The organism is Jiangella gansuensis DSM 44835, from assembly GCF_000515395.1.
Classification (GTDB): domain Bacteria; phylum Actinomycetota; class Actinomycetes; order Jiangellales; family Jiangellaceae; genus Jiangella; species Jiangella gansuensis.
On record NZ_KI911782.1, the window covers coordinates 4,486,531 to 4,500,207 of the forward strand.

Genomic DNA, 13,677 nt, shown 5'->3' on the forward strand with positions numbered 1-13,677 from the left:
TGGCCATCACGGTGTACGGGCGGACCGTTCGTTCGCTGTCCAGGGTGTGCCCCGGTGACGCGGAGGACCGGCACGGTCGTTCCGCCGGTACTGGCCGCAAGCGGCCATGCGCGGCGCGGCCGGTCAGCCGGGCGGCAGCCAGTGGTAGACGACGGCGCTGCCGGCGAGCCGGTCCTGCAGGGATCGCCGCTGCGGCGTGAGCAGCGTCCACAGCAGGCCGATCGGGAAGACGGTGCAGGTGGCTGCGCGCAGGAGGGCTCGCCTGGCGGGCAGGCGTGCGCGGGTGCCGGCGTCCACGACGCGGGTTCCCATGACGGCGCCGCCGAACGTGCGGCCGGTCGACGCCCAAGCGATTGTCAGGTACACCACCGAGATCACGAACCCACTGAGCAGCATCACCGGCAACGGCACCAGGACCGGCTCGAACGCCAGTGGCCGGATCGCCAGGACGGCGGCGTTGAGCAGTAGCAGGCCGACAGCGAGGAGCACGAGCACCATGGCCAGGTCGACGGCGCCGGCGATCAGCCTGGTCACGAGGCCGGCCGGCTGGCCCTGGTACCTGCGGGCCTGCTTCGGCACACCGGACAGGTGGTGTTCGGTGTCCGCGCCGCGTCCGGTGGTCATCGGCGGTTCCGGCGTAGCAGTCGGTCCACGACCCCGGCGACGACGTCGTCCGCCTCGATGCCGCGCTTGCGGACACCGACGACCACGGAGCTGGCCAGCGATCCGGTCGAGCTGCGGATGATCTCGGGCAGGTCGATCTCGTCGAGGACCTGGTCGGCGATGGCCGCCAGATCGAGCCGGTCGACGACGCGTTCTGTGTCGACACGGTCGGCGATCGCGTCGACGTCGATCCGCGCGGCGATCGCGTCGAGGTCGACGTTCTCCGTGACCAGGTGCGTCAGGTCGATCCGCTCGACGACCTCGGCGACGATCAGCGGGACCAGCCGGTCGAGCAGCTCGGACACCTGCGCTGCCTGCCGCTGTCGCTCGACGTCACCGCGCCGGGCCAGCTCGGCGACCCGGAAGCGCAGGTCGGCCTCAATCGTCGCCGCGGCTTCCCGGACCATCGCGCGATAGTGCTGCGGCACCAGCGCACGAACCGGCGCGGAGCCGTGCCACACCAGACGGGCCGTGATGCCGACCATGACGGCGCCGTACTCGACCACCCGGACGGCGGCGGCCCGGCCGGTCGCCGCCGCGCCCACCACCGCGTCCGACGCCCGCACGGCGGGCGGCGCCGGCGCGGCCATGCGACGCGACGCTGCGCCCGGACGGGTCACGCTCATCTGGCCAGTATGACCCTCACGGTGACGGCTACGCGTGCGTTGCCGCGTTCTGCGACTTCTACGGGCCGTCCGGTGACGGTCGGGTGAGGATGTCATCGATGGCTTGTTCCAGGTCCGCGGCGGCTCCCTCGAGGCGGTTGCGGACGGCGGTGACTTCGGCCCGGTCTCGGTCCAGGGAATGCTGGAGCGAGGCGAGAGCCGCCCGGAGGGCATGTGGCGAGGGCCCGCCCAGGAGCGTGCGCCGTTCGACGCCCTGACGCGGATCGAGTGCGTCGCGCAGGATCATCTCGGGAAGCTCAACCGGCCGGCCGAGGTAGGCGACGGCGGCTTCGTCGACGAGCTGTGGGGTGACGTCCTGGGGGAGGAGGCCCCTTTCACCACAGAGCCGGACGAGAATCCCGACGATCTGGTGCGCGCTGCGCCACGGCAGCGCGCTGTGCCGGCTGACGGCGGCGGCCAGATCGGTGGCTTGTGCCCAGCCGCCGGTGGCAGCGGCGAGGGTGCGGTTGGCGTCGACGGTGACGTCGCGCAGGACCGTGGTGGTCGCGGCCAGCTGGGCGATCGCCAGCGTGAACACCCGGTCGAGAGTGTCATCGGTGACGCGACGCTCGCGGAACGACAGTCCAGTGGGTCCCTTCTCAGCCAGGAACGCCGACGTGAGCCCCGATACGGCGAGCACGGCGATGCTCTTGGTGGCCTCGGGGAAGTCGGGGTTGCGCTTCTGCGGCATGATGCTGCTGGTGCCGCAGAAGCGGTCGGGTACGTCGACGAAGCCGAACTCGGACGAGAACCAGAGCTGCAGGTCGTCGCCGAGACGCCCGAGATTGGCGGTGGCGATGCCGAGGACGGCGGCCGTCTCCAAACAGTCGGTGTCGTGGCTGAGGATGGCGTCCATGGTGTGCGGGATCGGGCCGTCGAAGCCGAGCAGATGTGCGGTGCGCTCGCGGTCAACGGGGATGTCGGAGCCGGTGAGCATGCCGGCACCGGCGGGCGACAGGTTCAGGCGCCGGTACAGCGCCAGGGCGCGCTCGCAGTCGCGGGCGAAGACGTTGGCCCACATGGCGAGCCAGTGACCGAACGTGGTGGCCTGCGCCACCTGGCCGTGGGTGTACCCGGGCATGACGGTCTCGACGTGCGCGGTGGCCTGCTCGTGCAACGCACCACGCAGTGCGTTGAGTTCGCCGACCAGGTCGAGCAGGTGGTCGCGGTGCACGATCCGGCGGGATACGGCGCCGAGGTCGCCTGAGCTGCGCGCGAGGTTGATGTGCCCGCCGACGTCCTCGCCTAGGGCACGAATGAGGTACTGCTCGCCGGAGTGCCGTTCGCCACCGACCCGGGCCCGCTGCTCGACGATGTCGTGCTTTTCGAGCCGGCGTAGCTCATTCAGGATCGCCGCGCCCGCGGATCGGGGGATCAGCTCGCGTTCGGTCAGCATCACGACGTGTGCCTTGTCGAAGCGGTGCGCCGCGGCGAGGAAACTGGCCGGGTCGCTGATGCCGGGCACCACGGCAGAGGCGTCCAACTCCTCGGAGAGGCGGATGCCGGCGGTGCGGTACCCGCGGTAGGTGGCGTGGGGTTGCTGCAGGGGCATGATCGGCTACTCCTGAAAGGCGCGCACGCGGCAGGTGGGTTGCCGCGTGCACGGTCGGCGGTCACTCGTTGCGGTCGCGGTACTCCGCTTCCGCGGTCTCGAACGTCTCCGCCATGGTGGAGACGAACTCCTCGGCGCTCGTCTCGCCCAGCAGGACGTTCTGGTACGCCGGCTCGCTCTGGGACGTCTCGATGGAGGAGTAGTCCGGCAGGTACATCGGCGCGAAGAGCGTCTGGGTCCGCGGATCGGCGAGGATCTCGTTGGCCACGACGATGCCGGGCTGGTCGAGCGTCCACTCGTCCTGGGCGGCGTCGAGGTTCGCCGGCACCGATCCGAAAGCCTCGACCAGGTAGCTGTTGCTCTCGTGGGACAGCAGGAATTCGACGAAGGCCCATGCCTCGTCGGGGTGGTCGCTGCCGGCGAAGATGGCGTAGCCGGGTACGCCGGACATCAGCTGTGTGTGCGGGTCCGACTCCGACTGTCGCGGCAACGGGAACGCGCCGAGGTCGTCGCCGAACGCGGTACGCAGGGTGCTGGCGCTGAACAGGTCATGGTGCATCATCGCGATCTCGCCCTCGGTGAACTGGGCGACCATCTCGCTGTAGCCGTTGGTCAGGTCGGCTTCGGGTGTGTGCGTGCCGTAGATCTCGGCCATGCGCTCGATGTGCGCCACCGCGTCCGGGTGCCGGAGATTCGCCGTACCGTCGTCGTCGAAGAACGGTGCGGCACCAGACGCGGCGAAGGCTTCGGTCATGACCTGGAAGACGCCACCCGCCCCGCCTCGGATCGTGTACCCGTACCGGCCCGCGGCCGGGTCGGTCAGCGTTTCGGCGGCGGCGAAGAACTCGTCCCACGTCTGCGGAACGTCGATGCCGGCCTCAGCGAACAGGGACTTGCGGTACCACATCAGTTCCAGGTTGCCGCGGAACGGGACGGCATAGAGGGCGCCGTCCGGCGAGATGTCACGCAAACCGTCGAGGAGCCCTTCCTGCAGCGAGCCGCTGAGCTCGCTGGACTCCAGACGATCGTCCAGCGGTATCAGCGCGTTCTGGGCCAGGATGGCGCCCAGGCGGCTCGACGTGACGCTGCCGATGTCCGGTGTTGCTTCGTTGGCGATGGCCGCGTTGTACTTCTGCGGCGACTCACCCGGGGGCAGGCCGAGGTAGCTCACCTCGATCCCCGGGTTCGCCGCCTCGAACCGCTCGATCAGCTCCTCGTATCGCGGGGTGGTCGTGGCGCCGGCGCTGTCGTCCCAGAACTCCAGCGTGACGGTACCGTCGGCGTCGCTGGCCGTACCGTCGTCGGAGCCGCAGGCGGCGAGGACGGCGACACAGGCGGCGCCGGTCACCACGGCCAGGACGCGGCCGCGGATGCTGATGATGGGTTGCATGGCATTCCTCCTCGACGGAGTTCGGTGTGGCACTAGCCTTTGACCGCGCCCAGGGTCATGCCCTGGACAAGGTGGCGCTGTACGTAGGCGAAGACGAGCACGACGGGCAGAATCGACAGCATGCCCCCGGCGGCGAGGGCGCCGTAGTCGGCACTGTGTTCGCCGACCAGGTAGCTCAGCCCGACCGGGACCGGGAACAGCTCCTGCTGGTTGATGAACATCAGGCCGAACAAGAAGTTGTTCCAAGCACCGATGAACGCGAACGAGCTGACCGCGACGAGCGCCGGCCCGAGTAGGGGGAGCACGACCAGCCGGAACCCGCGCAGCCGGCCGCAGCCGTCGATCATCGCCGCTTCTTCGAGCTCGACGGGAACACTGCGGATGAACCCGCTCATCAGGATCATCGCCAGGGGCAGTTGGAAGACGGTGTTCGCGACGACGAGACCTTGCAGGGAGTTCAGCAGCCCGAGGTCGCGGAAGACCTCGTACAGGGGGATGAGCAGCATGGCTCCGGGAACGAACTGGGTGCACAGCAGCAGCACCAGGAAGGCGCGGCGGCCTCGGAACCTGAAGCGTGCCAGTGCGTATCCGCCCATGAGCGCGAACAGGACGGTCAGGACGACGGTACCGACGCCGATGACGGCGCTGTTGCGCAGGAACGCGCCGAAGTTCAGGCTGCCGAGGACCGCGTCGAAGTTCTCCCAGGAGAGCGGGAACGGTGTGAACAGCCGCGAGCCAGGCTGCCGGAGCGCGTAGACGAGCATCCAGTAGAGCGGCACCAGCGTGAACGCCAGGTAAGCGAAGAGCGGCAGGTAGATGCTCAGGATCCGCCCGCGGCGGCGCTGGCGTCGTGCTGGCGGCGTGACGGCGCGACGGGTCGCGGTGTGTGCCATGGTCATTCCTCGTCCCCCAGTCGGACCAGCCGGAGATACAGCAGGGACATGAGCAGCAGGCCGAGGAAGGCCGCGACGGTGAGCGCCGCCCCGTAGCCGAAGTCGTAGTCGTGGATCGCCGTGCGGGCGATGTAGAGCGGCAGTGTGGTGGTCTGGTTGGCCGGACCGCCTCCCGTCAGGGAGTACAGGAGGTCGACGTTGTTGAACTCCCACACGATGCGCAGCAACGACGCGAGGACAATGGTCTCCTTGAGGTGCGGCAGTGTCACGGCGCGGAACTGGTGCCACCGCCCAGCGCCATCGACCGCGGACGCCTCGTACAGCTCGGGCGGCACGGTCTGCAACGCGGCGAGCAGCAGGATGGCGAAGAACGGCACGCCGTGCCACAGTTCGGCGACCACCGCCGCCCAGAACACCGTGTCGGTGTTGCTGAGGACCGCCGTGGACGAGTCGCCGATTCCGGCGGCCGAGAGCACCCGCATGACACCCGTCGCCGGGTTGTAGACCAGGCTGAAGATCGCGGTGGTGAGGACACCGGAGACGGCCCACGGAGCGAAGATGAGCGCGCGGGCCAGGCCGCGGCCGACGAAGGTCTGGTTGAGCACCAGGGCGCCGCCGAGCCCCAGCAGGAGCTGAAGACCGACCTCGACGACCACCCACTTGACGCTGAATATGAGGCTCTGCCAGAAGAGGTCGTCGTCCAGCATCGCGCGGAAGTTGTCCAGGCCCACGAAGCCGTCGTTCCACGGCTGGGTGATGTTGTAGTCACGCAGGCTGAAGTAGAAGACGTTGCCGATGGGGTAGGCGAGGAAGACGGCGAAGAGGACGAGCGTCGGGGCGATCAGCAGGTAGGGGGTCGCCCGGCGTCGCAGGCGGCGCCGTCTGGGCGTCGTGCGCGTCCGCCGTCGCCGGTCGAGGTCGTCCGGCGAGTTGCGGGGTATGTCAGTGATCGTCATGTGATGCCTCCACGGGGCCGACCACGTGGGGGACCGTCGCGAGAATGTCGTCGAGCGCGTCCAGGGTGGGCGAGGCGGACACCGGGCCGGGAAGGGCGGCCGTGGTCGCCGCAACGTCCTTGAGGCCGCTCGACGTGCCGATGACGACGACCTCGTCATGTGGGTGCAGCGTCCCGTCCGCCAGGAGGCGGCGCACCGCGAGTAGAGCGGTGATGCTGGCGGCTTCCAGGTAGATGCCTTCCGTGGCGGCCAGGTCGCGCTGTGCCGACATGATCTCGTCATCGCTGCGGACCGGCACCGCGACGCCAGCTGACTCCCGCAACGCCGCGACGCCCTGGCCGGTAGCGTAGGCCACTGCCGTCGAGAAGGAGACCGAGCCGGGCATCGGCAGCGGGTCCGGCAGAGGCTGGCCGTGCCGAAGTGCCCGTTCGTACGGCCCGTACACCTCGGCCGCCACCAGCCGGGGCGCCCGCTCGATCAGCCCCAATGCCCGCAGGTCGGCGAAGCCCCGGTGGATGCCGGCGAGGCCGTCGGCGTAGGCGGTGGGAACGACCACGACGTCCGGGACGCGACCAAGCTGCTGGAAAAGCTCGTAGGCGATGGTCTTGTATCCCTCGACGCCGAACGGGTTGGACCCGGCCGGCGGCTGAGTGAACGACGACATCGGCACCCAGCCGCGCTTCGCCACCGCCTCCCGCATCACCGTCCACCGGTCTGCGGGATCGTCGTAGGCCACGACCATGGCGCCGAACACCTGCATCAACGTCCGCATCGTCGGCGGGACCGAGTGGAGGGTGAGCGCGACGCAACGCAGCCCGGCGGCTGCGGCGTAGGCGGCGACGGCCGCGCCGTGGTTTCCCGTTGTCGAGACGACGACCGTGTCCGCCGCGCTGGCCCGTGCCTTGGTGACCGCGACGGCTGCCAGCCGATCCTTGTAGGACCAGGTGGGGTTGCGGCTCTCGTCCTTCAGCCACAGGTCTCGCACGCCGAACCGCCGGGCCAGTGACCTCAGCGGGAGCAGCGGTGTGCCGCCCTCGCCGAGGCTCACCGGCGGGTCGGCCGGCGCGAGCGGCAACAGGTCTCGATAGCGGAACAGCCCGGGCATGTCGGCGTCCAGCGGCAGCGGACCTGGCACGATCTCGTACACGGGGGTCAGGTTGGCCGGATGCCCGGAGGTGGGGTCGGGCACCGGGACGTAGGCGGCCTCGTCGTTGTACCGGCGAGTGCCGCCCGGCGCGACCAGGTGGCCCGCATATCGCGCGGTCACGCTCCCACCACCCGCAACGAGCGATCCAGGCTGGTGAAGAGCTCGAAGCCGGATTCGGTGACCACGCCGGTGTCCTCGACCATCATGCCGCCCCAGCCGAACTCGTAGTACGGGGTCTCGAGCGAGAACACGCCGCCGGTCTCGATCCTCGTATCCACACCGGGACCGACGACCGGGTGTTCGTAGACGGACAGCCCGATTGCGTGACCCACATGGTGCCGCCGATACGGGCTCAGGCCGTGACGTTCCACCGTCTCCACGGCCCGGGCGAACACATCCCCGGCGCGAACGCCGGGGCGGGCCAGCTCGATCTCGGCCATCAGCCCCTCGAGGAGCGCCCCGTATCGCCGCTCCTGGTCCGGTGTCGGCTCCACCAGCACCGCCGTCCGCGCGATGTCGGACCAGTAGCCGTCGAGCTGGCAGCCCAGATCGAACCGGAGCAGGTCGCCTGGCAAGCAGCGGGTAGTGCCCGGTGGGGCATCGCCCAGCGCGCTGCGCTGACCGGTCGTCACGACGATGTACCGCGGATCGCCGCCGCGGGCGATCATTGTCTCGGCCACGACCCGCGCCAGGCTGCGTTCGTCCACACCGGGTTCGGCGACGGCCAGGGCCGCATCGATCGCCGCCTCGGCGATGTTGGCGGCTCGTCGCAGGAGTTGCTGCTCCGCGGGCAGCTTGACCGATCGCACCGACAGCATCCAGGCGTTGGCGTCCGCGACCTCGGGGAGGGCCCCCCGCACCTGTGAGGTCTCCGCCACCCAGCCCTCGGCGCCGATGCGCACCTGTCCGAGGGCCACCAGTCGATCCGCGACCGCGGCGGCGAGGGACCGGTGCCGGGCGTCGGGGACGCCGATGCGTTCGGCACCGGTGAAGTAGAACGTGCCGTGCACGGTCAGGTCGTCGACGTCGGTGCCCGCGTCCACCGCGGCGGCTACGTCCCCGGCCGGGCAGATCAGCCAGGTCCGTTCCACGGTCACGACCGCCGCCAGCGGATAGCCCTGGTGGAGAGAGCCGAACACGCTGCGATACCCGGTCGCGTAGTCGACGGCTTCCGGGCTGGTCAGGACGAGCGCGTCCAGTTCCGACTCGGCGAGCCGGGCGCGCAGCCGGTGCTTGCGTTGTCGGACCGTCTCGTGCCGCTCGTGGATCGCGATGGTATCGGCCAGCGCCGGCGATCGCCTCGTCGCTGCGCCGAGTGCCTCCTGCGACGTGTCTGTGCGCAATCCGCGCACCCCTTCCATCTGCCGAATTTGTGGTCTGCTCATGGTGGCCGGAGTCGCATGCTGTGACAATGTGAGCGGGAGGGAGCGAATGACGAGCGCAGTTGTGTCATTGTCACAATTGGCGGCGCGGATGGAGCAGTCCGCGCCCGACCTCGCGAACGAGATCCTCCGATATGTCTGGGGGATCCCGGGTTACAGCGAGGAGCGGATCTCTCGCAGCGAGCTCGCGGGCATCCTCGAGGACACCGTGCGGGGCGTGGCCGGGAGTCTGCGCCACGTCGGTGACGCTGACCCTGCCACCATCCTCTCCGCCCAGCAGATCGGCGAGGCGCGAGCGCTACAGGGTGTGCCGGTCGACGCCATGGCCCAGTCGTGGATGACCGTGCAGCGCGTTCTGGTCGACCATCTCGTCATGCGCGCGGACTCTCTGGCACCGGACGACCTGCGCCGCGGCGTCGCGTGGCTCGGGTCGATCTTCGCGGTGCTGACCCGCACGTCTGTCGACACCTACCGCAAGACGCAGGACGAGGTGACCGCACATTACGACCGGCTCACCGGCGACCTGGTGGCGCGGCTGGCCGGCGCGCAGCCCGCCGACCCCGACGACATCGTCCAACGCGCCCGGATCCTCGGCGTGGACCCGAACGCTCAGCACCTGGCGATCGCGGTTTCCGCCTCCCCGCTGGACGGCGAGTCCGCGCCGCAGGCGTACGTGCGGGTGCAACGGCTGATCCTGGCGCGGGTGGCGCCGATGACGGTCGGGCGCGTCCTCATCGGCCATCTCGACGAGTTCCCCCTGCTGATCGCGCCGTTGAAGGTTCCGGTCGAGGCAGCGGAGGCGCAGATCGCGGCGGCGGTGCGGCAGTCACCGCACCACCCCCAGGCCCTGGTCGGCATCGGTCAGAAGACGGCGCGCCTGCCTCAGATGGCGGCCGTCTGCCGGCAAGCCCGCGAAGCGCTCGACGTGGGGCTGCGAATGAGTTGGTCGGGACGGGTGGTGCGGTTCGACACCGTGTTGCCGGAGGTGTTGCTCATCCGCAGCCCGGACGTCCTGGAGCAGTACGTCGAGCTGCTGCGCCCGATCATGGACCGGCCAGAACTGCTGGACACGCTGCGCGCCTACGTGGAGTCCGGCCTCTCCGCCCGGGAGACCGCCCGGCGGGTCTTCGTTCATCCGAACACCGTGCCCTACCGGCTCAAAACGATCAGTTCGCTCCTCGGCCGGGACGTCTCCGACCCCGCGTCCACAGTCCTGCTGGAGTTGGCTCTTCGCGCTGTCGATCTCAGCTGATCGCTGCCTTGTCGGGTTCGGCGTCGTCGCGGTCGGCGGGGTCCGGCCGGCGTCGGGTGAGGTTGTGGGCACGGTAGACGGCGAGGGTGGCGGCGACGGCGAACAGCGCCAGCCCGGTCCACACCATGCCCGGCGTGACGTTGAGCCCGGCACCGTCGACGCCGCGGGTCCGGCCGCCGTCGTTCCCGGATGCGGCGACGACGAGGATGGTGACGATGGTGGCGGTGACGGCGATGCGGGCGATCCAGCGGCCCGCCTGGTCGATGGGCCGGCTGGACGGGCGGTGGGCGGGGGAGAGGATGCGGGTGATCAGCAGTGCCGCCACGGGCAGCTGGAGCAGCCAGACGGTGGTGCGGAACCAGCCGTCGTACCAGACGTTGGTGCCGTAGAGCAGCGTGTGCCAGACGCTCAGTACGTAGACGACGATGATCGTGCTGTGCAGGACGCGCCACGTCTTGGCGCCGACGGAACGTCGTGCGTAGTAGGCCAGGCCGAGGGGGATGGCCAGATAGAACGCGAGCAGTCCGATGAGGATGGCGATGACGCCGGTGCCGCTGGGGTAGGCGCCGGGGACGAAGGCGTTGGCGAAGGCGTGCCAGGTGCGCCCGGCCCAGCCCAGACCCTCGGCGTTGCCGCGTACCTCCTCGGCGAAGAACATGAACGCGTGGGCGAACATCAGCCCGATGGTGGTGAGGCTGGTGGTGCGGTGCAGCTTCTCGATCCGGGTGGGGGAGAGCGGTAGCCAGGGCTTGGGGCGGCTGGACCGGGTCAGCCCGAGCATGACGGTGATCCAGGCCCACAGCAGGGCCGACCAGCCGAAGGCCTGGCACAGCCAGTACATCCAGTAGAGGTCGGCACCGCCGGCGAGGAATGGCATCACCTCGACGGTGGGTGAGGTGCCGGTGTCGACGCGCTGGTAGAACCATGCGAACAGGCCCACGGTGATGATCATTGCCAGGCCGCCGTCGATCATGGAGTCGCGGAGGTCGAGGCGGAAGGCGGCCCAGTCGAACCACCGGCGGGTGCGAAGCTCTCGAGCGTCGGTCACGGGCAGCACCCTTCCACGTCGGAACGGCCGATGCCGCTTTCAACGAATCAGCAGCGGACCTTCGTGCATTGGCGTGAAAAGTAGGGCATTTCGGGAGCGTTTCGCTAGGGCATGCCCAGCAATCGGCCTGGCGCCGGGAGCTTTCTCAACCAACAGGTTGACGATGCGCGATCCACGACCTACGGTTGTATTCAACCGAGGAGTTGAGGATGCGTGGCGGAGGAGAGCGAAGAGCAACTCAACCGGGCGTTCGCGGCGCTGGCCGACCCCACCCGGCGTGACCTGGTGGCCCGGCTGGCTGGCGCGGACGCGACCGTGGGCGAGCTGGCGGAGCCGTACGACATGAGTCTCCAGGCGATCTCCAAGCACGTGAAGGTGCTCGAGGAGGCCGGACTGGTGACCCGTAGCAAGGACGCGCAGCGCCGGCCGGTCCACCTGGACGCCGAGGTGTTCGACCTGATGACGAAGTGGATCGAGCGGTATCGCCGGGAGGCCGAGGAGCGCTATCGACGCCTCGACGCCCTGCTGGGCCGCATGGCCGACAGCAAGGACCACGACCAAACACACAAGGAGACATCATGGCCATGACCAAGCACGAGACCGAGATCGTCGCGGACGAGTCGGTCCCGACCATCGAGATCATCCGGGAGGTCGACGCGGCGCCCGAGCAGGTGTTCAGGGCTCACGTCGACCCCGAGCTCTACGCGCAATGGGTCGGGCCGCGTTCGGTGACCACACGGGTGACGAAATGGGAGGCTCGCACAGGTGGTGAGTGGGCCTTCGCCAACGATCGTGACGGCGAGGAGATCGCCTCCTTCTACGGCAGCTTCCACGAGGTGCGCCCGCATGAGCGGATCGTGTGGACCTTCACTTATGAAGACGAGCCCGACGGAGTCGCGCTGGAGACGTTGACCTTCGAGACGCTCGAGGGCGGACGTACGCGGCTGAGGGTGCTGAGCGTGGTGCAGGACTTCGCGACCCGTGACGCCATCCTGTCCAGCGGCATGGACGTCGGGGTCAACGAAGGCTACGACAAGCTGGACGAGCTGCTCGCGAAGGGAGCCTGAGGTGGAGCCAGTACCCACGAGCCCGGCGCAGCGGCACGCCCACGACGCGGCACGCTTCACCGAGCTGGTCGAATCCGCCTCAGCCGGCGACTGGGAGCGACCCAGCCCGGTCGCGGAGTGGACTGCCCTGGACGTCGTGAAGCATCTGGTCGAGTGGTCTCGCGGCTTCCTCGCCGGTGCCGAGATAGAACTGCCGGCCCTGGACGTCGGTGCCGACCCGGCGGCCGCCTGGAAGCAGCACGTCACCGACATCCAGACCATCCTCGACGATCCCGCCGGGAGGGTGCTCAAGAATCCGCACACGGGTGACAAGCCCGTGGATCAGGCGATCGACGAGTTCTACACCGGCGACATCTGGATGCACTCCTGGGACCTCGCCATGGCGCTCGGTCGCGAGCCCGACCTGGGCGAGGAGCGCTGCCGCGCCGCGCTTGCGGCCATGGAGCCGATGGAGCAGGTGCTCCGCGACAGCGGGCACTTCGGTCGGGCTGTGCCCGTCGCTCGCGACGCTTCCGCGCAGGACAAGTTGATGGCGTTCATCGGCCGCGACCCCGCCTGGCGTCCTGAGCACGGGTGACGCCCGGCCCGCCGCGATCAGGCCGCTGCCGACTCGCTCGTCGACGCGGATGTCGGGCGGCGCGACCGGCGGCGACGGCGGAGCCTGACGACGACGGCCAGGACCAGCGCGCCCAGCACCGCGAGAACCACCCAGGGGACGGCCCACACGTGGCCCCCGGCGGAACCGGAGGCGGGCGGCGGTTCGAGGAGTTGGTCGCCGGACGACTCCGGCTGGACGGTCACGTCGACGTCGAGCCGGACCAGCGGCCACACGCCGTCGACCACCGCCGACGTCGTGACGGAGTCGCCGGGGAGCAACTCGGGGAGCAGTTCGCCCGTCACCTCCCGCGCGCCGAGCCCGAACGGGCCGGCGACGCGGACGGTGGGACGCCCGGACAACCTGACGTTGCCGGTGTTGCGGACGGTGTAGTCCACCCGGATCTCGCCGGGGGCACCGACCGGAAGGCCGGAGAACGAGGCGTGGACGTCGGTCACGTCGAGGCGGGGGTCGAGCGTTCCGGACACGCGGACGTAGATGCGGGCGCCGACCCGCCGGTCGACGGTCACCTCACCGGACGAGAGGCCGCCCGGCTCGGTGGCCAGGCTCGCTACGATGCCGCCGGCGTGATCGCCGGGCGTGGCGTTGGCCGGGACCCTGATCCGGAACGGGACGTCCACGCGAGAGCGCGCCGGGACGGTCAGCGGTGTCTCGTCGAGAACCACCCAGCTTCCGACCTCGATGGGCTCCTTGGCCGCCGGTAGCAGGTCGAACCCGCCGTTGGTGCTGCGCACAGCGTCGTGGGCGTAGACGGTGAGGGTGAGCGGCCGTTCCGAGTAGTTGGCGACCGCCACCACGTCGGTGCGGGATGCGCCAGGGTCCAGGACGAAGTCGAACGCGCCGCGGTCGCCGGGACCCTCCGGCCCGGACGGGACGATGCCCCACGTGAGCGGGGCCGCGGATTCCGGTGGCTCGTCTCCTGCGACATCCGAGGCGGTCGCCCAGGAAGCGGCGGCAAGCGCGCCTGCCAGCAGATGACGAAGCAGCGTCACGAGGGTCTCCGGTGGTCGAGGTCGTGTGTGGGACGGCCGGTCGCCTGGGCCGGC

Annotated in this window: 14 protein-coding genes; 4 read left to right on the plus strand and 10 right to left on the minus strand. The window is 69.7% G+C overall.

The genetic code is table 11. From position 1 onward, the window contains the following. Window positions 1-123 precede the first annotated feature (123 nt). The 8 genes from JIAGA_RS0121015 to JIAGA_RS0121050 form a co-directional block, all read right to left on the minus strand. Window positions 124-624 (minus strand): RDD family protein, encoded by a 501-nt coding sequence (locus tag JIAGA_RS0121015; protein ID WP_084469900.1) that lies wholly within the window; start codon window positions 622-624, stop codon window positions 124-126. Further along, complete coding sequence (locus JIAGA_RS31440) at window positions 621-1,289, minus strand: hypothetical protein (protein ID WP_157553380.1); 669 nt, start codon at window positions 1,287-1,289, stop codon at window positions 621-623. Before JIAGA_RS31440 ends, JIAGA_RS0121015 begins: the two co-directional genes overlap by 4 nt. Before the next feature lie 58 nt (window positions 1,290-1,347). Then, window positions 1,348-2,880: an argininosuccinate lyase gene (locus JIAGA_RS0121025; RefSeq protein ID WP_026877169.1), complete on the minus strand. Its 1,533-nt coding sequence runs from the start codon at window positions 2,878-2,880 to the stop codon at window positions 1,348-1,350. A 61-nt stretch (window positions 2,881-2,941) separates the two neighbouring features. Further along, window positions 2,942-4,270 (minus strand): ABC transporter substrate-binding protein, encoded by a 1,329-nt coding sequence (locus JIAGA_RS31445; protein ID WP_051426347.1) that lies wholly within the window; start codon window positions 4,268-4,270, stop codon window positions 2,942-2,944. A gap of 32 nt (window positions 4,271-4,302) precedes the next feature. Beyond that, window positions 4,303-5,163 carry a carbohydrate ABC transporter permease gene (locus JIAGA_RS0121035; RefSeq protein ID WP_084469902.1) on the minus strand — a complete coding sequence of 287 codons (861 nt, stop codon included), beginning with the start codon at window positions 5,161-5,163 and terminating at the stop codon, window positions 4,303-4,305. 2 nt (window positions 5,164-5,165) lie between these two features. Then, window positions 5,166-6,119, minus strand: coding sequence for a carbohydrate ABC transporter permease (locus JIAGA_RS0121040; RefSeq protein ID WP_051426348.1), 954 nt, complete (start codon window positions 6,117-6,119; stop codon window positions 5,166-5,168). Then, window positions 6,106-7,386: a threonine synthase gene (locus tag JIAGA_RS31450; RefSeq protein WP_157553382.1), complete on the minus strand. Its 1,281-nt coding sequence runs from the start codon at window positions 7,384-7,386 to the stop codon at window positions 6,106-6,108. Before JIAGA_RS31450 ends, JIAGA_RS0121040 begins: the two co-directional genes overlap by 14 nt. Further along, window positions 7,383-8,609 carry a M24 family metallopeptidase gene (locus JIAGA_RS0121050; RefSeq protein ID WP_169738914.1) on the minus strand — a complete coding sequence of 409 codons (1,227 nt, stop codon included), beginning with the start codon at window positions 8,607-8,609 and terminating at the stop codon, window positions 7,383-7,385. Before JIAGA_RS0121050 ends, JIAGA_RS31450 begins: the two co-directional genes overlap by 4 nt. A gap of 88 nt (window positions 8,610-8,697) precedes the next feature. Here JIAGA_RS0121050 and JIAGA_RS0121055 point away from each other — a divergent pair, with 88 nt between their 5' ends. Further along, complete coding sequence (locus tag JIAGA_RS0121055) at window positions 8,698-9,900, plus strand: PucR family transcriptional regulator (protein WP_169738915.1); 1,203 nt, start codon at window positions 8,698-8,700, stop codon at window positions 9,898-9,900. Here the strand turns inward: JIAGA_RS0121055 and JIAGA_RS31455 are convergent. Continuing rightward, a complete protein-coding gene (locus tag JIAGA_RS31455; RefSeq protein ID WP_084470408.1) occupies window positions 9,893-10,873 on the minus strand; it encodes a ferric reductase-like transmembrane domain-containing protein in 981 nt (326 codons plus the stop codon). The two genes, JIAGA_RS0121055 and JIAGA_RS31455, sit on opposite strands and share 8 nt — an antisense overlap. Window positions 10,874-11,161: 288 nt before the next feature. On the opposite strand from JIAGA_RS31455, the gene JIAGA_RS0121065 reads away from it, so the two are divergent. From JIAGA_RS0121065 to JIAGA_RS0121075, 3 genes are read left to right on the plus strand one after another with little or no spacing between them, the layout of a single operon-like run. Continuing rightward, window positions 11,162-11,536 carry an ArsR/SmtB family transcription factor gene (locus JIAGA_RS0121065; protein WP_026877174.1) on the plus strand — a complete coding sequence of 125 codons (375 nt, stop codon included), beginning with the start codon at window positions 11,162-11,164 and terminating at the stop codon, window positions 11,534-11,536. After that, window positions 11,527-12,015, plus strand: coding sequence for an SRPBCC family protein (locus tag JIAGA_RS0121070; RefSeq protein ID WP_026877175.1), 489 nt, complete (start codon window positions 11,527-11,529; stop codon window positions 12,013-12,015). The genes JIAGA_RS0121065 and JIAGA_RS0121070 overlap by 10 nt, the downstream gene beginning before the upstream one ends. Before the next feature lies 1 nt (window position 12,016). Next, window positions 12,017-12,592, plus strand: a complete 576-nt coding sequence (locus tag JIAGA_RS0121075) for a TIGR03086 family metal-binding protein (RefSeq protein WP_026877176.1) — start codon at window positions 12,017-12,019, stop codon at window positions 12,590-12,592. A 17-nt stretch (window positions 12,593-12,609) separates the two neighbouring features. On the opposite strand, the gene JIAGA_RS31460 is transcribed toward JIAGA_RS0121075, so the two are convergent. After that, complete coding sequence (locus JIAGA_RS31460; protein WP_051426349.1) at window positions 12,610-13,623, minus strand: WxL protein peptidoglycan domain-containing protein; 1,014 nt, start codon at window positions 13,621-13,623, stop codon at window positions 12,610-12,612. Window positions 13,624-13,677 lie beyond the last annotated feature (54 nt).